Origin of the sequence: Pseudorhodoferax sp. LjRoot39, from assembly GCF_964253035.1 — a bacterium.
Classification (GTDB): domain Bacteria; phylum Pseudomonadota; class Gammaproteobacteria; order Burkholderiales; family Burkholderiaceae_C; genus Pseudorhodoferax.
Genome location: NZ_CAXUQL020000001.1, coordinates 6,126,723 through 6,153,436, shown reverse-complemented (window position 1 = coordinate 6,153,436; position 26,714 = coordinate 6,126,723). Strand labels below are relative to the sequence as shown.

Here is a 26,714-nt window from a genome sequence, read left to right as displayed (position 1 = left end):
GAGATGCTGCACGCACCACGCTGCACGCACGCCGGCAACGCCCGCGCGCAGACGCCGATGGCCTTCATCCGTGCGATCCTGCGCGCTTACGCCAAGGCGGGAAGGGATGCGGCCGGCGCCTTGCGTGCTGGCGGGCTGGCGCGGGCCGATGTCGAGGATCCGGCGGGTCGCATCACGGCCGAGCAGATGGAGTCCATCTGCCTCTTTGCGATGCGAGAGCTTGATGACGAGGCGCTCGGGTGGTTCGGCAGGGCGTTGCCATGGGGCACGAACGGCATGCTGTGCAGGGCATCGCTGCCATCGGCCACCCTGGGTGTGGCGCTGAAACGCTGGTGCCGGCACCACGGTCTGCTCGTTGACGACATCGAGATCCATCTCTGTGCCGGGCAGGCTCAGCTCCGCATCGAGATCGATGAGCGAAGGGACCTGCAGGAGCAGCGCGAGTTCGCGCTGGTGAGCACGCTGCGCCATGTGCATGGCATCGCGTGCTGGCTGGTGGACGCACGCATCCCGCTGCGCGGCGCGACGTTTCCGTACGCGGCACCGGACCACGCCGGGGCCTACGGGTGGATGTTCCGCACCGGCCTGTGCTTTGGCCAGGCGCGCGCGTCCATCCGTTTCGACGCGCACTTTGCCGACATGCCGGTGCTGCGGGACGACCGGGATCTTCGCCAGATGCTCCAGCGGCCACTGCCGCTGCTGGTGCAACAGTACCCGCGTGCGCACCGGGTGGGAAAGCAGGTGCGCGATCTGCTCAGGGCCCATGCTGCCAAGTCCCTGGTGGCGCCCGCACTGGCGTCCAGGCTCAACCTGTCCGTGCGGAGCCTGCACAGGCACCTGGCCGAGGAGGGCCTCTCGCTTCAGGACATCAAGAACGAGGTGCGGCGCGAAGCGGCGATCGCATCCCTGGCGCGCAGAGACCGACCGATCAAGCAGGTTGCGGGAGCGGTGGGCTTCCAGAACGAGGCAAGCTTCAACCGCGCCTTTCGGGAGTGGACGGGCCAGACGCCGGCGGAGTACCGGCGCGGCTTGCACGGAACTGCGGCGTCGGCCCACCGCCATGTTCGGCAGGACGCTTCGGCGACGTCTTTCCGGACCGGATCGGGCAGCATCAATCCAGCCGAATCCCCGCGACCTGGATGATGCGCCGCCACTTCGCCATGTCGGCCGCGAGGTAGTCGCGCAGGCCATCCGACGTGCCCCCGCCCGGCATGACCCCATGGTGGGCCAGGCGCTGGCGAACCTCCGGTGTCGCGAGGACCCTGCTCGACTCGGCGTGCAGGCGCGCGATGACGGCCGGTGGCGTTCTGGCCGGCGCGAACAGCCCGAACCACGCGGTCACCTCGAAGCCCGCCAAGCCCGACTCGTCGACCGTTGCGACCTGGGGCAGCTCCGGCACACGGCTGGTCGAGGTGACCGCCAGCGCGCGGACCTTGCCGCTCTCGATGTGCGGCAGCGCCGCAGGAATGGTGGCGAAGTAGGCCTGCACATGGCCGCCCAGCAGGTCGGACAGGGCCGGCCCGCCGCCCTTGTAGGGCACGCCGAGCATGCGGGTGCCGGCCATGTGGTTGAACAACTCGCCGGCCAGGTGCGCCGTGGTGCCGGTGCCCGAGTTGGCAAAGGTCACCGGCGACGACGCGGTGTTGGCCAGCTGGATCAGCTCCTTCACGTTCGTGGCCGCCACCTTCGGATGGACCACCAGGACCAGCGGCAGGGTGCCCACCAGCAGCACGGGCGCGAGATCCTTGGCCGTGTCGAAGCCGAGCTTGTACAGGCTCGGGTTGATGGGCAAGGAGGTGATCGGCATCACGAGCGTGTAGCCGTCCGGCGCCGCATCCACGACATGCTGAACACCCAGGTTGCCGGCGCCGCCAGGCCGGTTCTCGACGACCACGGCTTGCCCCATGGCGCTGCCGAGGCGGTCGGCCAGCAGCCGCGCCGTGAAGTCGGTGCCGCCTCCGGCCGCGACGGGGACCACGATCCTGATGGGGCGGCTGGGGTAGTTGTCGGCCGCCCAGGCCGCGCCGTTGGCGGTGCCGATGGACGCCAGCGCGCACTGCAGGAACATGCGGCGCGAACGGGGCAGGTGGACAACAGCGGGCTGGGGGTATGCGTTCTCGGTCATGGTCGTCTCCGGGTCGTTGTTGTGGTCGGGTGCGGTGCTGCCGGCGCTGGTTCGCGTGCCGCGCGGCCTGTGCCGTCGAGTGCTGCGCTGGCGGCATGGCTTTCGCTGGATGCCGAGATGGCGCGCGGAGGGGCGCAGTCGATGGCAAGGGACTGCGGCTTGAGCCAGAGCAGCAGCCGGTTCACCACGTAGCAGGCGGGGTCGGCCTGCGCGTGGGCTGGCGCGGGTGCACCTCCCAGTGCCGCGCAGAGCAGAACCGGCCCGGCATGACGCCAGCGGCCTGCCAGCATGGCGAGCACACCGCCGAACCGCTTCGTCTCCCCGACCATGGCGCCTCCGAATGCAGATGGAGGACGCATTTCTAAAACCGGCATGGTGCGCAACGGGCCGGGTTAACCCCGCCGCTTTTTATGGCTTGAAAGTTTCCTGCGGTGGGGCATCTGTCGACCTTGGCGGCGCCGGCTGGGCTTCGCTGTCGGATCCGGTCAGCTGGTGGCGCGCACCGGCGCCCAGGCGAAGCCGGCGGGATCGACCGCACGCACCGCGCCGCTGTCCAGGAGCGCCGCGCATTCGGCGGCCGACAGCCCTGCCTGTTCCAGCACCTCGCGCGTGTGCTGGCCGAGCGCGGCCGGGGGCAGGGTGGCCGGGGCGTCGTCGGCATCGGGGTGCCGCGGAAACTCCGGCACCTGGAACTGCAGGCCGCGGAACGCGACCTCGCGCAGCTTGCCGGGCGACTGGGCCTGCGGCGCCTCCAGCACGCGCTCCAGCGGCAGCACCTCCGTGCAGCCCACGCCGGCCGCCTTGAGCCTGGCCACCGCTGCGTCAAAGGGCAGGGCGCCGATGGCGCGACCCACCAGTTCCTCCACCTGCTCGCGCGCCTTCTTGCGGTCCTTGAGCCGCGCGAGCCCCGGGTCGGCGGCCTGGGGCAGGTCGAGTGCCTGGCAGAACTTGAGCCAGTGCCCGTCCGTCAGCATCAGCAGGTAGAGCCAGCGTTCGTCCGCGGTCAGGTAGGCGCCGTAGCCCGGCATGGCGAACTCGCCGTGCGGCTCGCGCTCGGCCCGTCCGAGCAGCTGGGTCTTGAGCTGCACGCCCACCAGGTCGCGCGCCGCGACATGCAGGCCGGTCTCGTACAAGCCCACCTCCACATGCCGGTCTGCCGCACCGGTCTTGGCTTGCAGCAGCGCGGCAAGCATGCCGATCACGGCATAGGCGCCGGCGAACTGGTCGTGGTAGGAGGGGCCGAGCCGGCTCGGCCTGCCGTTGATGCGGTTGCCCTCCATGACGCCGGTCGCGGCCTCGGCGACGGGATTGGACGCCAGATCGTCCTGCTGCGGGCCCGCGGCGTAGCCACGGATGTGGCAGTACACCAGCTCGGGATTCAGTGCCGCGCATTCCTCGCGGCCGACGCCGAGCTTGCGCGCGGCCTTGGGCGCCAGGTTGTGGACCAGCGCATGCGACTGCGCCAGAAGCTTGTGCAGCGCGGCACGGCCGCCTGGCGTGGACAGGTCGATGCACGCGCTCTTCTTGCCGTGGCTGTAGGCGATGAAGGTGCCGCTCGGGCCGCCGCGCACCAGGCTGCGCGTGGGATCACCGGCCGGCGGCTCGACCTTGATGACCTCGGCACCGAGCTGGGACAGGATGTGCGTGGCGAACGGTGCGGCGAGCATGGTGCCGATCTCGACGACCCGCAGCCCGTGCAGTGGGGAATTGCGCATGGAACCCTTTCAAAGAATGCATGTTGCATTCTTATGAGGGCCGGCGGGCCCGGCGCTTCGGTCCTGGCCTTTTGTTCATGGGATGAAAACCTTGGCGCGGCCGTGGCTCTTTTGCAGTGCACATCCCGCTAACGTTGGGGCTGTAGGTGTTGCGGCGCTCGGATTTCTGGCACGGCAACACCACGAAGTGCGGGTGAGATGCCCGCCCAAGGCGCCCATGCATCGGTCAAAAGAATGCATTTTATTTACCAGACTGGAGACACCATGCGCAGACGTAGCTTCCTTTCTCACACCGCAGCGGCAGCCGCCGTGGCCGTGCCCGGCTGGGGCCGCGCGCAGCAGGCGGCGCCGGGCATCGACCTCGCGGGCAAGACCGTCACCGTAGGGGCCTTCACGCCGATCACGGGGCCGGTACCGTTCTACGCCATCCTCACGCATGGCGCTGACGCCTACTTCAAGTGGGCCAACGAGACCAACGCGCTGAACGGCTGGAAGATCAACTACGTCACCTACGACGACGGCTACGAGCCCGCACGCAGCGTGGCCGTCACGCGCCGGCTCGTGGAAGAGAGCAAGGTGTTCGCGCTGGCCGCGCCGATCGGCACGGCCCAGTCGGTGGCCGTGATCCCCTACGCCAAGGAGGTCGGCCTGCCGATGATCGCGCCCATCGGCGGCGCCACGGCACTGTTTTCCGAGCGCCTGGTGTTCCCGCTGCTGCCCGACTACGGCTGGTCGGCCGCCTCGACGCTGGACTACGTGGCCGCTGCGCCCGTCAATGCGGCGCGCGTCAGCCTCCTTTGGCAGAACGACGAGGTCGGCCGCTCGGCCAAGCGCGGCTTCGACATGCACTGCGCCTCGCTCAAGAAGGAGGCCGCCGAGTCCATCCCGTTCGAGATCCGCACCACCGACTTCACGGCCCAGGTGCGCCGGCTGGCGAATGCCAAGTCGGACGCCGTGGTGTTCTTCGGCTCCAACGCCAACCTCGCGGCGGCGCTGAAGACCGCCGAACGCATCGGCTTCACGACCAAGTGGCTCGCGCCCTTCTACACGGCCGATCCCACCACGCGCAAGCTGGCCGGGCCGCTGCTGAACGGCGTGTACTTCTCGTCCTGGCTGCTGCCCGTGGATGCCGACGACGCCGAGGTCAAGGCCTACCGCGCGAGCGTGGCCAGGTATTGGCCGAACGATCCCGTCGGCGTGCTGGGCCTGAACGGCTGGACCAATGGCGCGCTGTTCGTCAAGAGCTTCCAGATGCTGCTGGCCAGCGGCAAGCCCCTGACCCGCGAGAGCCTGGTGGAGGTCATGGAGACCATGCACAACCAGAACTTCGGCGGCGCGCGCAACGTGGGCTTCAAGCCGGGCGACCACCGCGGCACACGGCAGGAATGCATCATCCAGGCGACCGCGGACGCCTTCAGGCTCGAACGCGATTTCAAGGCCTTCCCGTCGGAGGTGTTCGATGCCAAGCTCGCCTGAGGCCGCCACGGTGGGCACCGAACACTACGAGGCCTGGATCGGCCGCGAGGAAGAGCGCAGCGAGCGGCTGCACCTGTCCGTCGCGCAAAGCATGGCGGCCACGCTGGACCTGGAGACCGCGCCTGCTGCCGGCACCGCCTTGCCGCCCGGCTGGCAATGGCTGTTCTTCAACCCGGCCGCGCGCCGCAGCCAGCTGGGCGTGGACGGCCACCCGCAGCGCGGCGGATTCCTGCCACCGATCGCCTTGCCGCGCCGCATGTGGGCCGGCAGCCGCATCCAGTACCTGGCCGACCTGCCCGTCGATGCCGTGGCCACGCGCCGCAGCCTGATCCAGAAGGTCGAGCAAAAGGTGGGCAAGCGCGGATCGCTGTGGTTCGTGACCGTGCAGCACCGCATCGGCCATGGCGACACCGCCTGCATCGTCGAGGAGCAGGACATCGTCTACCGCGAAGCCAGCCCCGTCGGCACGCCGCAGCCCAAGGCCAAGCCGCACCCGGACGAGGCGCGCTGGAGCCAGCGCGTGCACCCCGACACCACGCTGCTGTTCCGCTACTCGGCGCTGACCTTCAACGGCCACCGCATCCACTACGACCAGGCCTATGCGCAGGGCGAAGAGGGCTACCCCGACCTCGTCGTGCACGGCCCGCTGACGGCGACGCTGCTGCAGCAGTTCGCGCTCGCGCAGGGCGCTGGGCGGCCGCTGGCGCGCTTCGACTTCCGCGGCGTCAACCCGCTGTTCGTGGGCCGCGAGTTCCGGCTGGAGGGCAGGCCGCAGGCCGATGGCTCGCTCGCCCTGTGGGCGCGCGGACCGGACGGCGAACTCGCGATGTCCGCCACGGCCGCGTTCCGCTGAATTTCCTTCAAGCATCACCAGGAGACTTTTGACATGGCACAGCACCTGAGCGGCCCGGCCAACCTGCAAGGCCAGGTGGCCTTGATCACGGGCGGCGCCGGCGGCATGGGCCGCGCGATCTCACGCGCCTTCCGCGCCGTAGGTGCGCAGGTCGTCGCGACCGACCGGGCCGAGCACGAAGACATCGGCGAGGGCATCGCCTACCGCCCCTACGACGTGACCTCGCGGGCGCAGACCGACAGGCTCGTCGACGCCGTCATCGCCACGCACGGCAAGGTCGACATCCTCGTGCTGTGTGCCGGCACCATCGCGCGCACGCCGCTGGCCGAGAGCACCGACGAGGAGTGGGACGCCATCCTCGATGTCAACGTGCGCGGCGTCGTCAATCCCACGCGCAAGCTGTTCCCGCTGATGTGCGCCCAGGGCTTCGGCAAGATCCTGGCCGCCGGCTCCATCGCGGCCAAGAACGGCGGCGTGGCCTCGGGCCCGGCCTACGTCTCGGCCAAGGCGGCGGTGCACGGCCTCATGCGCTGGATCGCCAAGGCCGGCGCGCCGCACGGCGTCTACGCCAACACGCTGGCCCCCGGCCCGGTCGAGACCGCCATGTGGGCCAACGTGACGGGCAGCGCGGGTGCGCCCGCCGCCCACGCCACGGTGCCGCTGGGCCGCTACGGCAACGCCGAGGACATCGCCCAGGCCGCGCTGTTCCTGTGCTCGCCGGCCTCCAACTGGATCACGGGCACCTCGCTGGACATCAGCGGCGGCATGTGGATGGACTGAAGGTCCCCACCAGAACAACGACAGGAGACACCGACATGACCTCTTCCAACACACCGACGCTCGGCTTCGTCGGCTTCGGCAACATCGGCGGCCCCATGTGCCGCAACATGGCCTTGAAGCACACCGGCGAGGTGTTGGTGTTCGACCGCAACCCGGCCGCCTACGCGGTGCTCGACGGCACGAAGGCGCGGCAGGCCGCGTCGCTCGCGGCCCTGGCGGCCGAAGCCGACATCGTGTTCATGTCGCTGCCCGGCGGCCCGCAGGTCGAGGCCGTGTGCCTGGGCGAAGGCGCACTCACCAGCGGCGCGCGCAAGCCCCAGGTGATCGTCGACCTCAGCACCACCACTGTGGCGACGGCGCGCAGCGTGGCGGCGCGGCTCGCGCCGCTGGGTGTGGCCTTCGCCGATGCGCCCGTGGCCCGCACGGTCGAGGCCGCGCGGCGTGGCGAGCTGGCCATCATGGTCGGTGCGGACGAGGCGCTGTTCGCGCGCATCGAGCCATTCCTGCGCTATATCGGCTCCGACGTCACCCGGTGCGGCGGCGTCGGCTGCGGCCAGGTCGTCAAGCTCATCAACAACGCGCTGGTGTTCGAGAACACGCTGGCCGTGGCCGAGATGATGGTGCTGGGCGAGCGCGCCGGCGTCGAACCCGCGCTGCTGCTCGATGCCGTGGCCAAGGGCTCCGGCGACAGCTTCGTGCTGCGCAACCACGCGCGCCGCGCCATGCTGCCGCGCGAATTCCCGGCCGGCGGCTTCCCGCCCGAGTACGCGCTCAAGGACATCGGCTACGTGCTCGAACTGGCCGAGCAGACCGGCGTGGCCGCGCACGCGACTGAACTCGCCCAGCGCTACTACAGCGCGGCCGTGGCGCACGGCCTGGGCGGGCGCTACTTTCCCAATGTGATCGAACTCGTCGACCGCAACCTGGGCATCGAAGCGGCGCAAGGGCAGGGGGCCTGAGGCCATGGCCGACTTCCTGGGCCTGGTCTGGGCCGGTGTCATCAGCGGCTGCCTGTACGCCATGGGCGCGGTCGGGCTGGTGCTGATCTACAAGAGTTCCATGGTGGTGAACTTCGCGCACGGCAACCTGGCCGGGCTGGCCGCCTTCCTGGTGTTCGGCTTCACGGCCGGGCACTTCGCGCAGATGGCCTGGCTGCCCTCCGTGCTGCTCACGCTGGCCATCATGGTCGCCGTGATGGCCGTGAGCTACCTGCTGATCGCGCCGCTGGTCTTCAAGTCCGACCTGACCAGCACCATCGCCACGCTGGGCGTCGGCCTGGTGGCGCAGGGCATCACGCAGCTGACCTTCGGCTCGGACGTTGTCGCGCTCGATCTGCCGCTGCCGGCCTGGCAGGGCCAGCTGGGCCCGGTGCGGCTGGGCTCCTACGACCTGGCCGTGCTGGCCGCCACGGCGGTGTCGGTCGGTGCGCTGTATGTGCTGATCGAACGCACGCGGGTCGGCATCGCGTTCCGGGCCGTCTCGGCCAACCCGTTCGCGAGCCGGGTCTGCGGCCTCAACCTGCGGCGCATCCACCTGCTGTCCTGGATCGTGGCCGGGCTGTTCGGCCTGGTCGCCGCGCTGCTGATCGTGCCGACCAGCTTTCTGTCGTCGACCTCGGTCGCGTCCTTCATGCTGCAGGCCTTCGCCGGCGCGGTGGTCGGCGGCTTCAGCAGCCTGGCCGGAGCGGTGCTGGGCGGCATCTTCATCGGTGTGCTCATGAACCTGCTGTCGTTCTACGTGGCCGCGGAGTTCACCAACACCTATGTGCTGCTGACCATGCTGCTCGTGCTCAACCTGTTCCCCAATGGCGTGCTGGCCATGCGAAAGGGTGCCCGTGTCTGAGGCCTCCATCTCCTCCGGCGTGCTGCCGGCTCCGCGCACGCAGGCGCAGGCCTCGACCGGCCTGGCCAGCAAGCAAGGCGCCAGCGGCGCGCTCTGCCTGGCCGTGCTGGCCGTGTTGCCCTTCGTGGCCGGCGGCTACTGGACGTTCGCGCTGGGCCTGTGCTTCGCCAATGCGATCGCGATCCTGGGCGTGAGCTTTCTCGTGCGCTACGGCGGCGAGGTGTCGATCGGGCACGGCGTGTTTGCCGCGGCCGGGGCCTATACCGTGGCACTGGTCGAGAAGTACCTGGGCCTGTCGGTGCTGGCCAGCCTGCCGGTGGCGGCCGTCGTGGGCGCCGTGCTGGGCATCGCGTTCGCGTTCCCCTCGCGCAACCTGGCCGGCATCTACCTGGCCGTGGCGACCATGGCGCTGGCCCTGGCCCTGCCCGAGCTGCTGCTGCACTTCCCGACGGTGACGGGTGGCTTCGAAGGCCTGTACGTGAAGCTGGACGCCTTGCCCGGCGTCTCCAAGTCCATGCAGCGCTACTACCTGCCGCTGGCCGGGCTGGTCGTGGTCGTGCTGCTGTTGAACCAGTTCCGGCGTTCGCGCCAGGCCACGGCCCTGCTGCTGATCCGCACTTCGGCCCATGCGGCGGAGTCCTTCGGCATCCGGCGCAGCTGGGCGCGGCTGTCGTGCATGGCGCTCAGCGCAGCGGTCGCGGCCATCGGCGGCGCGCTGCTGGCCTTCAGCTCGTCCACGGTCTCGCCGAACAGCTTCACGCTGTGGACCTCGATCTTCCTGCTGGTCGGATCGGTGGTGAGCCTGTATTCGCTGTCGCTCGTCGGCGCGGTGCTGGGCGGCATGTTCCTGACACTGATGCCGCTGCTGCTGGCTGGCGCGGGCGACTGGGTGCCGATCCTGTACGGGGCTGCATTGCTGGCCGTGGTGCTGGTCTTCAACGCCTTGCCGCCGCATCTGCAGGCCCGGCTGCAAGGGGGCAAGTCGTGAGCGCGGTGCTGTCTCCCACGCTGGCCATGCCGCCGGTGGCAGCCGCCGGCCGTGGCGATTCGCTGGACGTGCAGAACCTGGCCCTGTCCTTCGGCGGCATCCAGGTGCTGCAGGACATCAGCGTGCGCCTGCGTGCGGGCGAGATCACGGGACTGATCGGCCCCAACGGCGCCGGCAAGACCAGCTTCTTCAACTGCCTGACAGGCCTGTACACGCCGCAGCAGGGCAGCATCCAGCTCGGAGAACGCCGGCTGGAGGGCGTGCCGCCCACGGGCCGCGCCGCGCTGGGCTTCTCCCGCAGCTTCCAGCATGTGGCGCTGTGCCCCGAGCTGAGCATCGTCGAGAACGTGATGATCGGCCTGGACCGCCAGGCGCACGCGGGCTGGCTGGACGCCTTCCTGCCGCTGGGCCGCGGCCGGCAGGAGCGCGCCGCGCACCGCGCACAGGCCTTGACGGCGTTGACCCGGCTCGGCATCGCCCAGGTGGCAGAGCAGGCGCCGGCGGAGCTGCCACCCGGCGTGCTGCGCCTGGCCGAGATCGCCCGCGCGATCGCCGGGTCGCCGCGCGTGCTGCTGCTCGACGAACCGGCGGCCGGCCTGAACTCGGTCGAGACGGCGGAACTTTCCGCCGCGCTCAAGCGCCTGCGTGCACCCGGCCTCGTGCTGGTGGTCGTGGAGCACGACATGGACCTGATCATGGACGTCTGCGATGTGATCCATGTGCTCAACAGCGGCCGTATGCTGGCCACGGGCAGCCCAGCGCAGATCCAGGCGAACCCCGAGGTGGTGCGTGTCTACCTGGGAGACGACGATGAATGAGTTTGCATCCGCCGGTGCGACCGATCTGCTGCAGGTGGAGGGCCTGACCGTCCGCTACGGCGCCGGACCGGTCGTCCATGGCATCGGGCTGGCGGTGCCGGATGGCACGGTGGCTGCGCTGTTGGGCGCCAACGGCGCCGGCAAGTCCAGCACACTGCGTGCCATCGCAGGCCTGGAGTCGGCGCAGGGTCGGTTGCGCTTCGACGGCCACGACATCACGCGCCTGTCGGCCGCGCAGCGCTTTCGCGCCGGCATCGTCTATGTGCCCGAAGGCCGCGCCATCGTGAGTGACCTCAGCGTGGAGGAGAACCTCACGCTGGGCGGCTACTTCGTCGATGCCGCCACGCGGGCGCAGCGCCAGACCATGGTGCTGGACTTCTTCCCCGAGATCGCGAACCGGCTGCGCGCGCCGGCCGGCCTGCTCAGCGGCGGCGAGCAGCAGATGCTGGCCATCGGCCGCGGCCTCATGTCCGGTCCGCGCCTGCTGCTGCTGGACGAGCCCTCGCTGGGCCTGGCCCCCTTGCTGGTGGCCCGGGTCTACGAACGCCTGGCGCGCATCCAGCGCGAGCAGAAGCTGGCCGCGCTGCTGGTCGAGCAGAGCTTCCACGCGGCGGCCAAGCTGGCCTCGCGCGCCTGGGTCATGCGCCATGGCCATCTGGTCGGTGCGCTCGACGCAGAAGCGCTGCACAGCCGCGAAGGCCGCCAGCAGGCCATCGACGCCTACCTGGGCGCGCGCCATGCCACGCCCCAGGCGGCATGAACAAGGAGAACACCATGAAGCTGCAAGGTGAAGTGATCGCGGCCGGGCTGCGCTTTCCGGAAGGCCCGGTGGCGTTGCCCGACGGCAGTGTGCTGGTCGTCGAGATCGAAGGCGCACGGCTGCTGCGCATCCAGGCCGGCCGCACGCCGCATGTCGTGGCCGAACTCGGCGGCGGGCCGAACGGCGCGGCGCTCGGCCCCGACGGCCACTGCTATGTGTGCAACAACGGCGGCTTCAGCTGGCGCACCGACGCGGGCTTCACGCGGCCCACGGGGCCCCAGGCGGGCTACGCGGGCGGTGCCATCCAGCGTGTCGACCTGGCCAGCGGCGCGGTCGAGACGCTCTACACGCACTGCGACGGCGAGCCGCTGCACGGCCCCAACGACATCGTGTTCGACGGGCAGGGCGGCTTCTGGTTCACCGACTTCGGCAAGTTCTTCGAGGACCGCTACCTGCGCGGCGGAGTCTTCTATGCCCGCACCGATGGCAGCCTGGTCCGGCGCGCGGCCCATCCGGTGCTGACGCCGAACGGCATCGGCCTGTCGCCGGACGGGCGCACGCTGTACGTGGCCGAAACTGAGACCAGCCGCCTGTGGTCGTACCCGGTCGAGGGGCCAGGGCAGGTCGGCCTGGAGGCCTGGCCCTCGCCGAACGGCGGGCGCCTGCTGCACGGCCTGCCGGGCTACCAGCGCTTCGATTCGCTGGCGGTGGAAGAGGGCGGCAACATCTGCGTCGCCACGCTGGTACGCGGTGGCATCCACGTGTTCTCGCCCGCTGGCGAACTGCTGGAGTTCCACGAGGCGCCCGAGGGCTACTGCACCAACATCTGCTTCGGCGGCCCCGACCGCCGCACCGCCTTCATCACCCTGTCGGGCACCGGCCAGCTGCTGGCCGTGCGCTGGCCACGACCCGGCCTGGCCTTGATGCACTGATTCCGTCCCACCGACCCGCGCGCGGCTGACGAGGCCGCCTGCAATGGGCCAGTGGATTTCTCAAAAGAATGCATTCTGCATTGTTGTTCGTTTCACCACCCCTGGAGAGTTGACCTTGAGCACTGCCACCCTGACCGAAGCACCCGTGAAGACCCAAGCCGCGCCGCAAGGCGAAGTCGGCCACGCCCCGGCCGAAGGCCGCATCACCGACCAGGCCATCGCCGATGCGCGCGCCATGATCGGCCTGCACCTGCGCCCCGAAGGCCCCTACCTGCAAGACGCCACCGCCGACACGCTGCGCAACTGGTGCAACGGCATCGGCGATCTGAACCCGCTGTACCGCGAGGTCGGCTACGGCGCCGGCACGCGCTACGGCTCGGTGCTGGGCCACCCGATGTTCCCGATGGCTTTCGGCTGGCTGGGCCGCACGCGCTGGGGCCTGCCCGGCGTGCACGGCTTCTATGCCGGCAACGACTGGGAGCTGTTCCGCCATGTGCGCCCCGGCGATCGCCTGACGGCCATCGAACGCGTGGTCGGCGTGGAGGAGAAGGAGAGCAAGTTCTCCGGCCGCCTGGTGCTGCAGTACGTCGAGGCCTGCTACTACAACCAGCGCAGCGAGCTGGTCGCCCGTGCCCTGGGCACCTGCACGCGGCACGAGCGCAAGGCTGCGCGCGACACCGGCAAGTACAAGGAGATCGAGCAGTACCAGTACAGCAACGAGGAGCACGACCGCATCGACGAGATCGTGCTGAACGAGCCGAAGAACATCCGCGGCGCCAACGTGCGCTACTGGGAAGAGGTGCAGGAGGGCGAGGAACTGCCGACCATCGCGCGCGGCCCGCTGTCGCTGATGGACACCATGGGCTTTCTGGTCGGTTGCGGCCGCGGCCACACGCACGGCGTGGTGTTGCAGGCGGCCGTCAAGCACCCGGGCCACTTCTTCCGCAACCCCGAGGCGGGCGGCGGTGTGGAGTACACCGGCATCGGCCACCACCGCGAATCGGTGGCCAAGGAAGTCGGCGTGCCAGGCACCTACGACTACGGCCCGCAGCGCTCGTCGTGGATGGCCACGCTCGTCACCAACTGGATGGGCGATGCCGGTGTGCTCAAGCGCGTGCGCACCGAGATGCGGCGCTTCAACATCGTCGGCGACACCACCTTCTGCAAGGCCAAGGTCGTGCGCAAGTACGTGAAGGACCAGGTCGGCCTTGTCGACATCGAGATCGCGGCCGAGAACCAGCGCGGCGAGGTCACGACGCCGGGCCTGGCCACGGTCGCGCTGCCCTCGCGCAACGTCAAGCTGCCCGCCTTCATCGATGGCGCCGCCATCGACCTGGAGCTGCCGGTCACCCGCTGAGAAGCCGACACCATGCCTTTGCACCCTTCCTCCGCAAACCAGCCGCCGCCGGCCGGTGCCAGCCTGCCGCTCGCGGGCTGCCGCGTCGTCGAACGCGCACGCACCGTGGCCGCCGCCTACGCGGGCCGGCTGCTGGCGTCCATGGGCGCCCAGGTCGTCATGGCCGAGCCGGCCGGCGGCTCGCCGCTGCGCGCGGCGCCGCCCTGGCTGGACGACGGCGGCACCAGCGCGCTGTTCGTCCACCTGGGCGCGGGCAAGCGCAGCCTGGTCTGCGACCTGGCGAGCGAAGGAGGGCGTGCAAGCCTGGAGGCGGAGCTGGCGCGTGCGGACATCCTGATCGACGACACACCGCTGCGCGCGCGCGCAGCGCTGGGCCTGGATGCGGATGCCGTGGCCGCGCGCCATCCGCACCTCGTGCACGTCAGCGTGCTGCCCTTCGGTGCCAGCGGGCCCAAGGCCGACTGGGACGGCGAGGAGGTGAATCTGCTGCATGCGAGCGGTGAGGGCTTCCTGCTGCCCAACGGCCTTTCACACGAACTGTTTCCCGACCGGCCACCGCTCAAGATCTACGGCCACTTTGCCGGCTACCAGGGCGGCGCCATGGCCACCATGGCCGCGCTGGCCGCCTGGTGGACGCAGCCTGTGACGGGCGGGCAGTTCGTCGACGTGTCGGTGCAGGACGCCAACCTGTGCGTCGGCTCCTTCGCGCTGCAACGCCTGGGCGATGGCTCGCTCGAGCACCGCGCCACGCGCAGCTTTCGCTACGGCGGTGTGTTCCAGGCGGCCGACGGCTACCTGGAACTGTTGACGCTGGAAGACCGGCAATGGCATGCACTGGTCGAGATGCTGGACCGCCCGGCCTGGGCCCTGGAGCCAGCACTGGCCGACCCGCTCGAACGCAGCCGGCGCGGCGACGAGATCAATGGCCACATCCGTGCCTGGATGGCGCGGCACGCGGTCGACGACATCGTGCGCCGGGCCCAGTCCCTGGGCGTGCCGGCCGGCAAGTACCGCACGCCGGCCGAGGTCGCGGCCGGTGCGCACGAGCGCGAGCGCGGCCTGTTCGCCCAGGCACAGCTGGCCGACGGCCGCGCGGTGCCTGTGCTGCGCGTACCCTTCCAGTTCCGCTGCACGCCGCTGGCCGACCAGGTGTCCGTGCCGGCGCTCGACGAGATGGCCGGGGAGGCCGCGGCATGACCACCACCACACCCGCGCGCGCGCCCCTGGCCGGCGTGCGCATCGCCGACTTCACGATCCACGCGGCCGGCCCGTTCTGCACGCACCTGCTCTCGCAGCTGGGCGCCGAGTGCATCAAGGTCGAGAGCCGCACGCGGCCCGACGCGTTCCGCAAGCCGCACGCGGTCTACGGCCGCATGCAGGCCGCCACCTTCGACCAGGTCTCGGCCAACAAGCTGTCGGTGCGGCTGAACCTCAAGCACCCCGAGGCCGTGGCGCTGGCCAAGCGCCTGGTCGTGGCGACCGACGTGGCGGCCGAGAGCTTTCGCCCCGGTGTCATGCAGCGCCTCGGGCTGGACTTCGACGCACTGCGGGCGGCCAAGCCCGACGTCGTGCTGCTGTCGCTGTCGTCCTGCGGCCAGAGCGGGCCGGATTCGCACTTCGCCGGCTACGCGCCGCTGTTCGGCGCTTGGGGCGGTCTGGGCTGGATGAGCGGCTACAACGATGGGCCGCCTGTGGAGATGCGCCACGTGATGGACCATTCCGCGGGCCTGCACGCGGCGCTGGCCACCATCGCCGCACTGCACCAGCGGCGCCGCACCGGGCAGGCCCAGCATGTGGACCTGGCGGCGCGCGAGGTCGCCTCGGCCATGGTCGGCGATGCGCTCGTGCTCGCGGGCGCCGGCCTGGTGCCGCCGCGGCCCGGCAATGCCGATGCGCTGCTCGCGCCGCATGGCGTCTATGCCACGGCGCAGCCAGACCGCTGGCTCACGCTGGCGGTGCGCGACGACGCGCAGTGGCGCGCCTTGCTGGGCGTGCTGGGCCAGTTGGACGAAGACGCGCGTTTTTCCAGCGCTGCTGGCCGCCGGCAGCACCGCGAGGCGCTGGACCTGCAACTCGGTGCCTGGCTGTCCGTGCAGGACGGCGATGCCTTGGCCGTGCGCCTGCAACAGGCCGGCGTCAGCGCCCATGTGTCCTGGAACATGCAGGACATCGCGGACGATCCGCATCTGAACGCACGGCGTGCGCTGACGCCGGTCGAGGGTCCTGGAATCGCCCCGCGCCTCGCTGTCGGCGCACCGGCCCGCTTCGGCCGCACCAGCGACGTCGGCATCCGGCGGCTGACCCCGGCGCTGGGCCAAGACGAGGACTATGTGTTCGGCGAGTTGCTGGGCCTCAGCCGGCGCGAGCGTGACGATCTGGAGCAGCGCGAGGTGATCCTGTGAAGGCCGCGCGCACCGACCGCAGCCTGCTGTTCGTGCCGGGCCACCGCCCCGATCGCTTCGACAAAGCCGCAGCCAGCGGCGCCCATGCGCTCGTGCTGGACCTGGAAGACGCGGTGGCGCCCGACGACAAACTCCAGGCCCGCACGGAGGTGGCTGCCTGGCTCGCGGCCGGCCGCGTCGCCTTCGTGCGCGTCAACGCGGCCGACACGCCCTGGCATGCCGACGACCTGCGCATGCTGGCCGCGGCCCCCAAGGCCGGCGTGATGCTGCCCAAGGCCGACGCGGCGCACATGGCCGCGGTGCTGCAGGCGCTGCCGGGCCGGCGCGCGATCGCGCTGCTCGAAAGTGTGGCCGGCTACCAGGAGCTGGCCTGGCTGGCGGCCGTGCCCGGCCTGGAGCGCATCGCCTTCGGCAGCGTGGATTTCGCGGCCGAGACCGGCATCGCCGACGAGGGCGAGGCGCTGACGGCCGTGCGCACGCAGATCGTGCTGCAGTCGCTGGCGGCGGGCCTGGCACCGCCCATCGACAGCGTGAGCCTGGGCTTCACCGACGCAGAAGCCCTGCTGGCCGAGGCGCGGCGCTCGCGCGCGCTGGGCTTCGGCGGCAAGCTCTGCATCCATCCCGCGCAGCTGGCTGCTGTGCACGCGGCCTTCGCGCCGACGGCCGCGGAGCAGGCCTGGGCCGCGCGCGTGCTGGCTGCCTTCGAGGCCAGCGGCGGCGCCGCGACGGCCGTGGACGGCAAGATGGTCGACAAGCCCGTGGTCGAGCGTGCGCGCCGGCTGCTGGCCGAACCCGCGGCAGCGGCCCTCTAGAATGCGCGCGCAGCGGCCGGCCCATCCCCAGGGCGTCCTGCCACACCCGTGCAGGGTGTCGCCGGCCAGACCACAGGCGACGGCACATGGATTACCGAACCAAGGAAGAACAGGTCGCCGACTACCTGCGCGAGCGCATCCTGTCCGGCGTCTACCCGCGCGGCTCGCGGCTCAAGCAGGCCGAGATCGCGGAGCAGCTGCACCTGAGCATCACGCCCGTGCGCGAGGCGCTCAAGCTGCTCGTGGCCGAGGGCTACATCGGTGGCGACTCCTACCGCGGTGCGCGCGTGGCGGACTTCGATGCCGCGGCCACGGGCGAGATCCTGCAGCTGCGCCTGCTGCTGGAGACGCAGCTCGTGCGCGCCTGCGCCGAGCGGGTGACGGCCCGCGACATCGCCGAGCTGCGCCAGCTGGCCGACGAATTCGCCGCGGCCTTCCGCGCGGGCGACCGGGCCACCGCGCGCGGCATCAACTACCGGCTGCACCGGCGCATGTACGACATCGCGCAGCTGCCGCAGACCCTGCACTTCGTGCAGATCCTGTGGGCACGCTACCCGTTCGACCTGATCAACGCGGCCCAGAACCGGGGCCAGGGCGCGGTCGAGGAGCACGAAGAGATCCTGCAGGCCCTGACCACGGGCGACAGCGCGGGCGCCATGCTGGCCATGCGCCGGCACATCGAATCGGGCTGGACGGTGCTCAAGGCCGTGCAACCGAACTAGGGCTAGCGCCCTCGCCGCCGCGCACGGCGGCAGTGCTTCCAACAGACCTCGGCGTCGCGCTGGCGACGGCCGGCGCAGCCGCGCGCCTGCACCATTTCACAAGGAGACAAGCATGAGCATTCGTTCGCTGCTGCGCGTTCGGCGCAGCCTGTTGGCCGCCCTGGCCATCGCCAGCCTGGGCGCGCTGTGCCCGGCCCAGGCCACGCCGGCCTGGCCCGACAAGCCCATCCGCATCCTCGTGCCCTATGGCGCAGGGCAGGGCGCCGACATCCTGGCGCGCGTGATGGCGCAGGAACTCACGAAGTCGCTGGGCCAGACCGTCTATGTGGAGAACAAGGCCGGCGCGGGCGGCAACATCGGTACGGCACTGGCGGCCAAGGCGCCGGCCGACGGCTATACCTTCCTGCTGGGCACCAACGCGACCAATGCGGCCAATGGCTTCCTGTACGCGAGCCCGGGCTTCGATGCCGCGACCGACTTCGATGCCGTGGCCATGCTGGGCCTGTTGCCCATGGTGGTCTGCAGCTCGGCCCCGGACCTGCCGGCCAACGGCATCGCGCAGCTCGTGGACAAGGCGCGCGCCAAGCCCGACAGCCTCAACGTGGGCCTGCCCAGCACCTCGTCGGCGGTGATCTTTGCGCACTTCGTCAAGACCGCGAATGCGCCGCTGTTCGGCGTCAAGTACAAGGCCTCGGCCCAGTCCATGACCGACGTGCTGGGCGGGCAGATCCCGCTCGTCATCGACACCGTGATCGCGGCGCGGCCGCATCTGGCGTCCGGCAAGCTCAAGGCCCTGGGCGTGACCACGCTCAAGGAGACCGAGGTGCTGCCCGGCGTGAAGTCGCTCGCCGAGCAGGGCGTCCAGGGCTTCGAGTTCGTGCCCTGGGACGCGTTCTTTGCGCCGCGCGGCACGCCTGGCGCGGTGGCGCAGAAGTTCGCCGAGCATGTACAGCGCGCAATGGAGCAGCCCGAGCTGCGCCGCAAGCTGCTCGACACGGGGTTGGAGCCGCGCTTCATGGGGCCCACCGAGCTGCACACCTTCGTGGCGTCCGAGCGCCAGCGCTGGGGCGACATCATCAAGGCCGCCGGCATCCGTGCGGATTGACCCGAACCACTCAGACAAGGAGCCTGCCGTGACCACTTCGATCTACCTCGTGCTCGACATGGAAAACGACCTCGTGCACGCCGACGGGGCCAACTACAAGGCGGCCTACGCCGAGCAGGTCGAGGCGCGCCGCATCGTGCCGAACACGCGCGTCGCCATCGCCAAGGCGCGCGCGGCGGGCCTGCGCATCGGCTTCGTGCGCGTGGGCTTCTCGGCCGACTACCGCGAGTGCCCGCCGAACTCGCCGATCTTCTCGGCCGCCCGCACGCGCGGCGTGTTCCAGCTCGGCACCTGGGGCACGCAGACGCACCCCGACCTGGGCCAGCAGGCGGGCGACTTCGACATCGTCAAGCACCGCGTGAGCCCGTTCTACGCCACCAGCCTGGAGGCCATCCTGCGCGCGCAGGGCACCACGCGCATCTACTGCTCGGGTGTGTCGACCAACGCCGTCGTGCAGGCCATGGTGCGCGAAGGCCACGACCGCGACTTCGAGATAGTGCTGCTCGAGGACTGCTGCTGCGCGCCGACAGCCGAGGAGCATGCGAACGCCATCCAGGGCCTCAAGCGCTTCTGCCAGCTGAGCAGCTCCGGCGAGGTGGCGTTCTCCTGATTCAGCCCGGTGCCCTGAAGCACAGCGCCGCATCGGCCGCGATGTCCTGCACGGTCTCGGCCAGCTGGGCATGGGCCTGCGACAGCCAGCCTTCGGTCAGCGTGCTCTCGCTGCCGGCCAAGGTCAGCGCACCCATGGGCTGGCCGGCGGTGTCCAGCACGGCCTCGGCCATGGCCCAGATGCCGGGTGCCAGGTCGCCGCGCGTCAGGCCGTAGCCCGCCTGCGCGCTGCGCTCGCGCATGCGGTCCAGGTCCTCGAGCCGGCGCGTGCCGCGGCGCGCCACCTCCTCGCGCCGGTTGCGTTCGAGAATCTGCCGGGCTTCGTCCGCCGGCATGCGTTGCAGCATGACCAGGCCGGCCACGGCCGAAAACAGGGGCCGCCGCGAGCCGATGCGGATCAGCATGCCGGGCAGCTCCAGGTCGCCCTGCTTCTGGAAGGCGCAGACCATCTCGTCGCCACTGCGCAGCAGGAAGCTCGCGACACCGTTGGTGGCGCGGCTCAGGCGGTCCATGCGCGGTTCGATCCGGTCGCGGAACGCGTGGTAGGTCGGCATCCCGAGGCCGAGTTCGAACAGCTGCTGCCCGGGGTAGTACTTCACGTCGCCCGGATGGCGGCTCGCAAAGCCTTCGCGCACGAAGCAGGCCAGCAGCCGGTGGCAGGTACCGCGGTCCAGGCCCACCTGCTCGGCCAGATCGGTCAGGCGCCAGCCGAAGTCGCCGCGGTGGCTCAGCTCGCGCAGCAACGCGAGCGTCCGCTCGACGCTGCGGGTGCCCGGCATCGTCTCGCTCGCGTGGGCGCGCGGGTCTGTGGCTTCTTCGTCCAAAACGTTGTCTCGATCGCTGCAAGGGCCTGGGCCGACGGGTGCAGAGCATGCCTGCCGCCGCCCCGGAATTTCAACACGGAAGTTCACAGGTTGAAAAAACCCTTGCCGCGATCACACGGGCGGAGCGCCTGCCGGACTATGGTTGCCGCAGCCAAACCACAACGCATGGAGACAAACTTGGCGTCGCAAGCTTCTGACGACATCCTGGTCGACGACATGGCCTATCTGGAGCACGGTGGCGTGCCACTGCTGCTGCGGCTGTACCGGCCGCGCGGGGCGGGGCCATTCCCGCTGCTGGCCGAAGTGCACGGCGGCGCCTGGTGCCGCGGCAGCCGGCTCGACGAAGACCTGCTGAACCGCGCGCTGGCCCGGCGCGGCATCGTCGTGGCGGCGCTGGACTTCCGCATGCCGCCTCAGGCGGCCTATCCGGCTTCTTTGGCCGACATCCACCACGGTGTGCGCTGGCTCAAGGCACGCGCCGTGTCCTGGGGCTGTGACCCCGACCGGCTGGGCCTCATGGGCTTGTCCAGCGGCGCGCACCAGGCCATCCTCACGGCCATGCGCCCGCACGACCCGCGCTATGCGGCCCTGGCGCTCGAAGGCGGCGAAGGCATCGATGCGCGGGCCGCGTTCGCGGTGCTGTGCTGGCCCGTGATCGACCCTCTCGGGCGCTACCGCTATGCGCGGGAGTGGGAGGCCAGCGGCAAGCCCTACCCCGAGACCATCTCCCGCGTGCTGCCGGACCACCTGAAGTTCTGGGGCGACGAAGACGCCATGGCCGAAGGCAGCCCGGTGCGTGCACTGGAGCGTGGCGAGGCCGTTGCCACGCCGCCGGTGCTCTACCTGCAGGGCGACCAGGACGTGGTGCACCCGCGCGCGCAACTGGAGCGCTTCGTTCAGGGCTACCGCCAGGCCGGCGGCGCGCTGACGCTGCGCTGGTTCGAGGGCGAGGCCGAGGGCTTCGTCAACAAGAAGCCGGATGCGCCGAGCACGGCACGCGCCATCGATGAGATCGCGCGCTTCGCGCACGCGCACAGCGGCACGGCGGTGGCCGCGCCATGAGAACGACAACGGAGACCAACACCATGCTCAAGACCATTCTTCGCCAGGCCTGCCAGGCCTGGATCGGCGCCGCATTGGCGGCCGCCTGCCTGGGCGCCGCCGCGCAGGGCGCGGCCTATCCCACCAAGCCGGTCAAGCTGATGGTGGCGGCCGGTACCGCAAGCAGTCCCGATGCCATCGCACGCCTGCTGGCCAGCCAGCTCGGCGCGGCCTGGAAGCAGTCCGTCGTGGTCGAGAACGTGCCGGGCCTGGGCGGCATCACGGGCACCGAGCGCGGCGCGCGGCAGCCGGCCGACGGCTACACGCTGGTGCTGAGCACCAGCGCCGGCATGGCGGTGGGCTCCAGCATCATGGACAAGCTGCCCTACGACCCCGTGAAGGACTTCGAGCCGATCGCCCTGCTGATGCAGCTGCCCAATCTGCTCGTCGTGCATCCCAGCGTGCCGGCGAAGAACCTGCAGGAGCTGATCGCCTATGCCAGACAGAACCCGGGCAAGCTGCGCTACGGCCACCCTGGCGGCGGCACCACGCCGCATTTGTCGGCCGTGCTGCTGAACCAGAGCGCGGGCATCGCCATGGAGGGCATCCCCTACAAGGCCAGCTCGCAGATGACGACCGACCTTCTGGCCGGCCACTACGAGGTGCTGTTCCACAACAGCTCGGTGCTGCTGCCGCACGTGCAGGCGGGCGCTGCGCGGGTGATGGGCATCACGAGCGCCGAGCGTTCGCCGACGCTGCCCGAAGTGCCCACCGTGGCGGAGGCCGGCAAGCTGCCCGGCTTCGAGGTCAGCGCCTGGTGGGGGCTGTACGTGCCGGCCGGCACGCCGCCGGCCATCGTGGCCAAGGTCAGCGCCGACGTGGCGGCGGCGCTGGCCAGCCCGGAGATCAAGGGCTGGATCGAGAAGCAGGGCGGCCAGGCCGGCAATGGCTCGCCCCAGGCCTTGCGCGCGTTCCAGGCGGCCGAGACGCGCAAGTGGCGCGACATCGTCAAGACGGCCCACATCAAGATGGAATAGCCGCGCCGCACCGCCCCTTCGCACCGCGCCGGCAGCCCGGCGCTCCCCCCTTGGAGAGTCTCCGCATGACCGAGCCATCGCTGCCCGCGGGCGCCTGCGACTGCCATACCCATGTCTTCCTCGACCCGCGCGCCTACCCCTGGTCGCCGGCGCGGCGCTACACCCCGCCGCCGGCCCCCATCGAGGCGCTGGTGGCCTGGCACGACGCGCTGGGCATCGCGCGCGTGGTCGTCGTGCAGCCCAGCGTCTACGCGGCCGACAACGCCGCCACCTTGCAGGCGCTGCGTGTGCTGGGCCCCGAGCGCGCGCGCGGCGTGGCCGTGCTCGACGCCACGGCGACGGATGCGGATCTGCAGGCCATGCACGCGCTGGGCGTGCGCGGCGTGCGCGTGAACCTGGAGATCGACCGCGCCAGCGATGCGGCCGAGGCCACCGCCCAGCTGCGCGAGACCGCCGCGCGCGTGGCACCGCTGGGCTGGCATGTGCAGGTCTACGCCAACCTGCCGCTGCTGGCGGCCTGCCAGTCGGTGCTGCGGGCGCTGCCCGTGCCCGTGGTGCTGGACCACTACGCCGGCGCCCACGCATCGGGCGGCCTGGAGCAGCCGGGCCTGCACGCGGTACTGGCGCTGGTGGCCGAGGGCCGCGCCTACGTGAAGCTGTCCGCGCCGTACCGCTTGTCCGCGGCGGCCGGCCATGCCGACATGGCGCCGATCGCGCGCGCCTTCATCGCGGCCGGGCCCGATCGCATGCTCTGGGGCAGCGACTGGCCGCACCCGCAGCCCGGCAGCCGGCCCCATCCGCACGACATCAGCCCGCCGTTCGCGGTGGACTCCGCGCAGGTGCTGGCCGCGCTGCGTGCCTGGACACCGGATGCGCGAACCTTCGAGCGCATCCTGGCGGACAACCCGGCGCGGCTGTACGGCTTTTGACGACCCCTCCACCAGACCACCTACCGGAGACAAGCATGCGCACCAGACATTTCCTCCAGGCCGTCGCGTTGGCCCTGTGCTGCGCGGCCATCGGCGCCGCCCAGGCCCAGCAGCCCACCACGCTCAAGCTCGGCTGGCCGACCTCGGACGGCGCCAGCGACCCGCTGGCCATCGGCGCGCGTGCGTTCAAGCAGGCGCTGGAGAAGCAGTCCGGCGGCGCCATGCAGGTGCAGCTGTACCCGAACCGCCAGATCGGCGACGACAAGCAGCTCGTCGAGGGCGTGCGTTTCGGCACCGTGGACGCGGCCGTGGTCACCAACGCCGTGACGGCGCAGACCGAGCCGGCCTTCGGCGTGCTGGAGCTGCCCTTTCTGTTCGAGAACGAGGCCCATGTGCAGCGCGTGCTGGACGGCGCGGTCGGCGCCGACCTGGCCAAGCGCCTGGCCGCCAAGGGCGCGGTGGTGCTGGGCTACTTCGAGGGCGGGTTCCGCAGCCTCATCAACAACAAGCGCCCGGTGGCGCAGCCCGCGGACATGGGCGGCGTCAAGGTCCGCGTGATGCAGAACCCCATCTACATCGACCTCGTCAACGCACTGGGTGGTGCGGCCGTGCCCATGGCCTGGGGCGAGACCATCACGGCCATCCAGCAGGGCACGATCGACGGGCTGGAGCTGCCGATTGCGCTGATCGAGCCGCTCAAGGTCAACGAGTTCGCCAAGTACCTGTCGCTGACCCAGCACACCTTCACGGCCTACGAGCTGCTGATCGGCAAGCGCCTGCTGGACCGGCTGCCGGCCCAGCAGCATGCCTGGGTGCAGGCCGCCGCCAAGGAGGCAGTGCTGGAGCAGCGCCGCGCCATGGCCGGCCAGGCGCCCCAGGCGCTGGCCAGCCTGCAGAAGGCGGGCATGCAGGTCAATGCCATCGGCAACGTGGCCAGCTTCCGCCAGGCCGTGGCGCCGGTCTACGACAAGGCCCGCAAGGCCGGGCAGGGCGCGCTGATCGACGCCGTGCTGGCCGCCGCGAAATGAGAGCGCTGGCGAACGTGGTGGACGCCCTGGCGCGCGCCACGCGCTGGACCGTGCAGGCGCTCACCTTGCTGATGCTGGCCGCGCTGGCGCTCCAGGTGCTGATGCGCTCGGCCTTCAATGCGCCGCCCTCCTGGTCCGAGGAAGTCGCCTTGTTGGCCTTCAGCTGGACCGCGCTGCTGGGCCTGGCCTATGGCGTGCGCGAGGGCATCCATGTGCGCATGGACATGCTGCTCGATGCATTGCCGCAGGCGCTGCGCCGCTGGGCCGAGCGCCTGGTGCTGGCCGCGGTGGCCAGCATCGGCCTGTACCTGGCGGTGGCCGGCTGGCACTACACCCAGAGCGCGGTCGGCACCAGTTCGGCCGCCATCGGCTACCCGATGCCGCTGCTCTACGCCAGCTGCGTGGTGTGCGGCGTGCTGGTCGCCGTGTTCGGGACCGAACGCCTGCTGCGCGGCCTGCCGGTCGGCGGCGAAGCCGATGCGGCCCCATGAGCGCGGTCGCCACCATCCTCTCGCTGGGTTTTGCCGCGCTGGTGCTGCTGGGCGTGCCGTTCGCGTTCGCGTTGGCGCTCTGCGTGGTCGGTGCCATTGCCGTGACCGGCATGGACCCGATGCTGCTGCCGCAGACCCTGGTGGCCGGCACGCAGAGCTTCAGCCTGCTGGCCATCCCGTTCTTCATGCTGGCCGGCGAGATCATGTCCGCGGGCGGGCTGTCGCGCCGGCTCGTGCAGGTGGCCGACGTGTTCGTGCGCCACCTGCCCGGCGGCATGGGCCTGGTGGCCATCCTGGCCGCGCTGATCTTCGCGGCGGTCAGCGGCTCGGCGCCCGCCACCACGGCCGCCATCGGCGCGGTGATGATCCCGGCCATGGCCGAGCGCGGCTATTCCAAGGCCTATGCCACGGCGTTGTGTGTGTCGGCCGGCGTGCTGGCGCCGCTGATCCCGCCGTCCATCGCGTTCGTGATCTGGGGCGTGATCGCCGAGCAGTCCATCGCCAAGCTGTTCCTGTCGGGCCTGCTGCCGGGGCTGCTGATGTCCGTGGGCATGGTGGCGCTGGTGCTGCTGCAGGCGCGCAAGAGCGGGGTGGCGCGCAGCCCCCGGGCCAGCCTGCGCGAGATCGGCACGGCGCTGCGCGAGGGCGTGTGGGTGCTGCTGGCACCCACCATCGTGCTGGGCGGCATCTACCTGGGCATCTTCACGCCGACGGAGGCGGCCGTCGTGGCCTGCCTCTACGCGCTGTTCGTCGCGCTGTGCATCGAGCGCTCGCTCAAGCTCAGCCAGCTGGGCGGCGCCATCACGCGCGCGATCTCCACCACCGCCATGGTGCTGGCCATCGTGGGCTTCTCGCAGGGCTTCGGCGTGCTGGTCGCGCAGGAGCAGCTGGCCCCCGCGCTGACGGGCTGGCTGGCCGCGCACATCCACACCAGGTGGCTGATGCTGGCGGTGCTCAACATCGGCTTCTTCCTGCTCGCGGCGGTGATGGACGAAGTGGCCATCATGGTCATCCTGGGGCCGATGCTGATCGCCATCGCGCGTCAGTACGGCGTGGATCCCATCCACTTCGGCAGCATGATCGTGACCAACGTCGCCATCGGCATGGCGGCGCCGCCGATCGGCTACTGCCTGTTCGTCGGCATGGCGATCGCCAAGCTCAAGCTCTGGCAGGTGGCGCGCGCCATCGTGCCCTTCGTGTTCATGATGGTCGTGGTGCTGTTGCTCGTGACCTATGTGCCGGCCTTCTCGCTGGCCTTCGTGCGGTGACGGCGCGCGCATCGTCCACCGAAGCCGGCACGGAACGCCAGGGCACTCGCAGCCTGGGCCGCGGCATCAGGCTGCTGCGCCTGGTGGCGGCGCGGCCGCAGTTCGGCTGGCGGCTGTCGGACCTGGCCGCGGCCAGCGGCATCGACCGCGGCACCGTGCACCGCATGCTGGCCTGCCTGGTGGAGGAGCGGCTGGTGGCGCAGCGCGCGGGCGACCGGCACTACCTGCCCGGGCCGCTGCTGTTCGAACTCGGCCTGGCGCTGCCCGACCACCAGCAGTTCCAGCGCCGTGCCGAGACGCAGCTGGCGGCCTTGGCGCGGCGCATGGCCGGCGTGGCCGTGCTGGTGCTGCGCAGCGGCAACGAGTACGTCTGCTGCCTGCGCGCGGGCAGCCTGCCGCTCACGGGCTCGGTGCTGTATCCGGGCAACCGCAGGCCGCTGTTCACGACGGCGGCCGGCGTGGCCATCCTGCAGACGCTGGACGCGCCCGCGCAGCGCGCCGTGCTGCTGGACAACGTGGCACAGGAGATCGCGCGCTGCGGCACCGAACGGCTGGCCGCGCTGCAACGCATGCGCGAGCGCTCGGACCGCCATGGCTTCGGCGTGAACCTGGGCGATGTGTTGCCGGGCGTGCACGCCATCGCCGTGCCGCTGCGCGGCAGTGGCGGCGAGGCCTTCGCGGCGCTGTGCCTGCTGGGACCGCCGGGGCTGTACGGCGAGGAGCGGCTGCCGGCCATCCACGCCGAGCTGCTGGCCGCGCAGGACAAGCTGGCCACCGAGGCGCAGCGCTGGGGTTTTTGA

28 protein-coding genes are annotated in these 26,714 nt (G+C 70.8%); 24 read left to right on the top strand and 4 right to left on the bottom strand.

Features of this window, described 5'->3' with window-relative positions; genetic code table 11:
* Positions 1-3 precede the first annotated feature (3 nt).
* A complete protein-coding gene (locus tag ACSQ4M_RS28735; RefSeq protein WP_436192795.1) occupies positions 4-1,143 on the top strand; it encodes an AraC family transcriptional regulator ligand-binding domain-containing protein in 1,140 nt (379 codons plus the stop codon).
* Here the strand turns inward: ACSQ4M_RS28735 and ACSQ4M_RS28730 are convergent.
* The 3 genes from ACSQ4M_RS28730 to ACSQ4M_RS28720 all read right to left on the bottom strand — a co-directional run bounded on the left by ACSQ4M_RS28730 (position 1,112) and on the right by ACSQ4M_RS28720 (position 3,840).
* Positions 1,112-2,125, bottom strand: a complete 1,014-nt coding sequence (locus ACSQ4M_RS28730) for a Bug family tripartite tricarboxylate transporter substrate binding protein (RefSeq protein WP_436192794.1) — start codon at positions 2,123-2,125, stop codon at positions 1,112-1,114. The genes ACSQ4M_RS28735 and ACSQ4M_RS28730 overlap by 32 nt on opposite strands.
* Positions 2,122-2,454, bottom strand: a complete 333-nt coding sequence (locus tag ACSQ4M_RS28725) for a hypothetical protein (protein ID WP_436192793.1) — start codon at positions 2,452-2,454, stop codon at positions 2,122-2,124. The genes ACSQ4M_RS28730 and ACSQ4M_RS28725 overlap by 4 nt, the downstream gene beginning before the upstream one ends.
* A gap of 156 nt (positions 2,455-2,610) precedes the next feature.
* On the bottom strand, positions 2,611-3,840 hold the full coding sequence (locus tag ACSQ4M_RS28720; protein ID WP_436192792.1) for a CaiB/BaiF CoA transferase family protein: 1,230 nt from the start codon (positions 3,838-3,840) through the stop codon (positions 2,611-2,613).
* 264 nt (positions 3,841-4,104) lie between these two features.
* Between ACSQ4M_RS28720 and ACSQ4M_RS28715 the strand changes: the two genes are divergently transcribed.
* The 16 genes from ACSQ4M_RS28715 to ACSQ4M_RS28640 all read left to right on the top strand — a co-directional run bounded on the left by ACSQ4M_RS28715 (position 4,105) and on the right by ACSQ4M_RS28640 (position 19,297).
* On the top strand, positions 4,105-5,316 hold the full coding sequence (locus ACSQ4M_RS28715) for an ABC transporter substrate-binding protein (RefSeq protein WP_436192791.1): 1,212 nt from the start codon (positions 4,105-4,107) through the stop codon (positions 5,314-5,316).
* Positions 5,300-6,169: an acyl-CoA dehydrogenase gene (locus tag ACSQ4M_RS28710; protein WP_436192790.1), complete on the top strand. Its 870-nt coding sequence runs from the start codon at positions 5,300-5,302 to the stop codon at positions 6,167-6,169. Before ACSQ4M_RS28715 ends, ACSQ4M_RS28710 begins: the two co-directional genes overlap by 17 nt.
* 33 nt (positions 6,170-6,202) lie before the next feature.
* Positions 6,203-6,949, top strand: coding sequence for an SDR family NAD(P)-dependent oxidoreductase (locus ACSQ4M_RS28705; protein WP_436192789.1), 747 nt, complete (start codon positions 6,203-6,205; stop codon positions 6,947-6,949).
* Between the two features lie 35 nt (positions 6,950-6,984).
* Positions 6,985-7,908, top strand: coding sequence for an NAD(P)-dependent oxidoreductase (locus tag ACSQ4M_RS28700; protein WP_436192788.1), 924 nt, complete (start codon positions 6,985-6,987; stop codon positions 7,906-7,908).
* 4 nt (positions 7,909-7,912) lie between these two features.
* Positions 7,913-8,791 carry a branched-chain amino acid ABC transporter permease gene (locus tag ACSQ4M_RS28695; RefSeq protein ID WP_436192787.1) on the top strand — a complete coding sequence of 293 codons (879 nt, stop codon included), beginning with the start codon at positions 7,913-7,915 and terminating at the stop codon, positions 8,789-8,791.
* Positions 8,784-9,779: a branched-chain amino acid ABC transporter permease gene (locus ACSQ4M_RS28690; RefSeq protein ID WP_436192786.1), complete on the top strand. Its 996-nt coding sequence runs from the start codon at positions 8,784-8,786 to the stop codon at positions 9,777-9,779. The genes ACSQ4M_RS28695 and ACSQ4M_RS28690 overlap by 8 nt, the downstream gene beginning before the upstream one ends.
* Positions 9,776-10,597 carry an ABC transporter ATP-binding protein gene (locus ACSQ4M_RS28685; RefSeq protein ID WP_436192785.1) on the top strand — a complete coding sequence of 274 codons (822 nt, stop codon included), beginning with the start codon at positions 9,776-9,778 and terminating at the stop codon, positions 10,595-10,597. The genes ACSQ4M_RS28690 and ACSQ4M_RS28685 overlap by 4 nt, the downstream gene beginning before the upstream one ends.
* A complete protein-coding gene (locus ACSQ4M_RS28680; protein ID WP_436192784.1) occupies positions 10,590-11,357 on the top strand; it encodes an ABC transporter ATP-binding protein in 768 nt (255 codons plus the stop codon). The genes ACSQ4M_RS28685 and ACSQ4M_RS28680 overlap by 8 nt, the downstream gene beginning before the upstream one ends.
* Before the next feature lie 14 nt (positions 11,358-11,371).
* Entirely contained in the window at positions 11,372-12,289 is a 918-nt protein-coding gene (locus ACSQ4M_RS28675; protein WP_436192783.1) for an SMP-30/gluconolactonase/LRE family protein, read from the top strand.
* Positions 12,290-12,404: 115 nt separating this feature from the next.
* Positions 12,405-13,646 (top strand): FAS1-like dehydratase domain-containing protein, encoded by a 1,242-nt coding sequence (locus ACSQ4M_RS28670; protein ID WP_436192782.1) that lies wholly within the window; start codon positions 12,405-12,407, stop codon positions 13,644-13,646.
* A gap of 12 nt (positions 13,647-13,658) precedes the next feature.
* Complete coding sequence (locus ACSQ4M_RS28665; protein ID WP_436192781.1) at positions 13,659-14,843, top strand: CoA transferase; 1,185 nt, start codon at positions 13,659-13,661, stop codon at positions 14,841-14,843.
* The gene (locus ACSQ4M_RS28660) at positions 14,840-16,048 is read left to right on the top strand and encodes a CaiB/BaiF CoA transferase family protein (protein ID WP_436192780.1); all 1,209 of its coding nucleotides are present in this window, start codon (positions 14,840-14,842) and stop codon (positions 16,046-16,048) included. The genes ACSQ4M_RS28665 and ACSQ4M_RS28660 overlap by 4 nt, the downstream gene beginning before the upstream one ends.
* The gene (locus ACSQ4M_RS28655) at positions 16,045-16,860 is read left to right on the top strand and encodes an HpcH/HpaI aldolase/citrate lyase family protein (protein ID WP_436192779.1); all 816 of its coding nucleotides are present in this window, start codon (positions 16,045-16,047) and stop codon (positions 16,858-16,860) included. The genes ACSQ4M_RS28660 and ACSQ4M_RS28655 overlap by 4 nt, the downstream gene beginning before the upstream one ends.
* Positions 16,861-16,946: 86 nt before the next feature.
* Positions 16,947-17,582, top strand: a complete 636-nt coding sequence (locus ACSQ4M_RS28650) for a GntR family transcriptional regulator (RefSeq protein WP_436192778.1) — start codon at positions 16,947-16,949, stop codon at positions 17,580-17,582.
* 112 nt (positions 17,583-17,694) lie between these two features.
* On the top strand, positions 17,695-18,687 hold the full coding sequence (locus ACSQ4M_RS28645; RefSeq protein ID WP_436192777.1) for a Bug family tripartite tricarboxylate transporter substrate binding protein: 993 nt from the start codon (positions 17,695-17,697) through the stop codon (positions 18,685-18,687).
* Between the two features lie 28 nt (positions 18,688-18,715).
* The gene (locus tag ACSQ4M_RS28640; protein WP_436192776.1) at positions 18,716-19,297 is read left to right on the top strand and encodes a cysteine hydrolase; all 582 of its coding nucleotides are present in this window, start codon (positions 18,716-18,718) and stop codon (positions 19,295-19,297) included.
* A 1-nt stretch (position 19,298) separates the two neighbouring features.
* Here ACSQ4M_RS28640 and ACSQ4M_RS28635 read toward each other — a convergent pair whose 3' ends face one another.
* Positions 19,299-20,075 (bottom strand): IclR family transcriptional regulator, encoded by a 777-nt coding sequence (locus tag ACSQ4M_RS28635; RefSeq protein ID WP_436192775.1) that lies wholly within the window; start codon positions 20,073-20,075, stop codon positions 19,299-19,301.
* Positions 20,076-20,297: 222 nt separating this feature from the next.
* On the opposite strand from ACSQ4M_RS28635, the gene ACSQ4M_RS28630 reads away from it, so the two are divergent.
* From ACSQ4M_RS28630 to ACSQ4M_RS28600, 7 genes are all read left to right on the top strand, one after another.
* On the top strand, positions 20,298-21,182 hold the full coding sequence (locus tag ACSQ4M_RS28630) for an alpha/beta hydrolase (protein ID WP_436192774.1): 885 nt from the start codon (positions 20,298-20,300) through the stop codon (positions 21,180-21,182).
* A complete protein-coding gene (locus ACSQ4M_RS28625; protein WP_436192773.1) occupies positions 21,179-22,198 on the top strand; it encodes a Bug family tripartite tricarboxylate transporter substrate binding protein in 1,020 nt (339 codons plus the stop codon). Before ACSQ4M_RS28630 ends, ACSQ4M_RS28625 begins: the two co-directional genes overlap by 4 nt.
* A gap of 65 nt (positions 22,199-22,263) precedes the next feature.
* The gene (locus ACSQ4M_RS28620) at positions 22,264-23,127 is read left to right on the top strand and encodes an amidohydrolase family protein (RefSeq protein ID WP_436192772.1); all 864 of its coding nucleotides are present in this window, start codon (positions 22,264-22,266) and stop codon (positions 23,125-23,127) included.
* A 35-nt stretch (positions 23,128-23,162) separates the two neighbouring features.
* Positions 23,163-24,155, top strand: a complete 993-nt coding sequence (locus ACSQ4M_RS28615; protein WP_436192771.1) for a TRAP transporter substrate-binding protein — start codon at positions 23,163-23,165, stop codon at positions 24,153-24,155.
* Complete coding sequence (locus tag ACSQ4M_RS28610) at positions 24,152-24,646, top strand: TRAP transporter small permease (RefSeq protein WP_436192770.1); 495 nt, start codon at positions 24,152-24,154, stop codon at positions 24,644-24,646. Before ACSQ4M_RS28615 ends, ACSQ4M_RS28610 begins: the two co-directional genes overlap by 4 nt.
* Complete coding sequence (locus ACSQ4M_RS28605) at positions 24,643-25,914, top strand: TRAP transporter large permease (RefSeq protein ID WP_436192769.1); 1,272 nt, start codon at positions 24,643-24,645, stop codon at positions 25,912-25,914. Before ACSQ4M_RS28610 ends, ACSQ4M_RS28605 begins: the two co-directional genes overlap by 4 nt.
* The gene (locus ACSQ4M_RS28600; RefSeq protein WP_436192768.1) at positions 25,911-26,714 is read left to right on the top strand and encodes an IclR family transcriptional regulator; all 804 of its coding nucleotides are present in this window, start codon (positions 25,911-25,913) and stop codon (positions 26,712-26,714) included. Before ACSQ4M_RS28605 ends, ACSQ4M_RS28600 begins: the two co-directional genes overlap by 4 nt.

Coding starts and splice junctions, on each gene's coding strand:
- ACSQ4M_RS28710 (WP_436192790.1), top strand. CDS start 5,300: ATGCCAAGCTCGCCTGAGGCCGCCACGGTGGGCACCGAACACTACGAG.
- ACSQ4M_RS28725 (WP_436192793.1), bottom strand. CDS start 2,454: ATGGTCGGGGAGACGAAGCGGTTCGGCGGTGTGCTCGCCATGCTGGCA.
- ACSQ4M_RS28715 (WP_436192791.1), top strand. CDS start 4,105: ATGCGCAGACGTAGCTTCCTTTCTCACACCGCAGCGGCAGCCGCCGTG.
- ACSQ4M_RS28735 (WP_436192795.1), top strand. CDS start 4: ATGCTGCACGCACCACGCTGCACGCACGCCGGCAACGCCCGCGCGCAG.
- ACSQ4M_RS28675 (WP_436192783.1), top strand. CDS start 11,372: ATGAAGCTGCAAGGTGAAGTGATCGCGGCCGGGCTGCGCTTTCCGGAA.
- ACSQ4M_RS28705 (WP_436192789.1), top strand. CDS start 6,203: ATGGCACAGCACCTGAGCGGCCCGGCCAACCTGCAAGGCCAGGTGGCC.
- ACSQ4M_RS28620 (WP_436192772.1), top strand. CDS start 22,264: ATGACCGAGCCATCGCTGCCCGCGGGCGCCTGCGACTGCCATACCCAT.
- ACSQ4M_RS28665 (WP_436192781.1), top strand. CDS start 13,659: ATGCCTTTGCACCCTTCCTCCGCAAACCAGCCGCCGCCGGCCGGTGCC.
- ACSQ4M_RS28660 (WP_436192780.1), top strand. CDS start 14,840: ATGACCACCACCACACCCGCGCGCGCGCCCCTGGCCGGCGTGCGCATC.
- ACSQ4M_RS28720 (WP_436192792.1), bottom strand. CDS start 3,840: ATGCGCAATTCCCCACTGCACGGGCTGCGGGTCGTCGAGATCGGCACC.
- ACSQ4M_RS28650 (WP_436192778.1), top strand. CDS start 16,947: ATGGATTACCGAACCAAGGAAGAACAGGTCGCCGACTACCTGCGCGAG.
- ACSQ4M_RS28700 (WP_436192788.1), top strand. CDS start 6,985: ATGACCTCTTCCAACACACCGACGCTCGGCTTCGTCGGCTTCGGCAAC.
- ACSQ4M_RS28730 (WP_436192794.1), bottom strand. CDS start 2,125: ATGACCGAGAACGCATACCCCCAGCCCGCTGTTGTCCACCTGCCCCGT.
- ACSQ4M_RS28680 (WP_436192784.1), top strand. CDS start 10,590: ATGAATGAGTTTGCATCCGCCGGTGCGACCGATCTGCTGCAGGTGGAG.
- ACSQ4M_RS28635 (WP_436192775.1), bottom strand. CDS start 20,075: ATGCCGGGCACCCGCAGCGTCGAGCGGACGCTCGCGTTGCTGCGCGAG.
- ACSQ4M_RS28610 (WP_436192770.1), top strand. CDS start 24,152: ATGAGAGCGCTGGCGAACGTGGTGGACGCCCTGGCGCGCGCCACGCGC.
- ACSQ4M_RS28605 (WP_436192769.1), top strand. CDS start 24,643: ATGAGCGCGGTCGCCACCATCCTCTCGCTGGGTTTTGCCGCGCTGGTG.
- ACSQ4M_RS28625 (WP_436192773.1), top strand. CDS start 21,179: ATGAGAACGACAACGGAGACCAACACCATGCTCAAGACCATTCTTCGC.
- ACSQ4M_RS28615 (WP_436192771.1), top strand. CDS start 23,163: ATGCGCACCAGACATTTCCTCCAGGCCGTCGCGTTGGCCCTGTGCTGC.
- ACSQ4M_RS28645 (WP_436192777.1), top strand. CDS start 17,695: ATGAGCATTCGTTCGCTGCTGCGCGTTCGGCGCAGCCTGTTGGCCGCC.
- ACSQ4M_RS28695 (WP_436192787.1), top strand. CDS start 7,913: ATGGCCGACTTCCTGGGCCTGGTCTGGGCCGGTGTCATCAGCGGCTGC.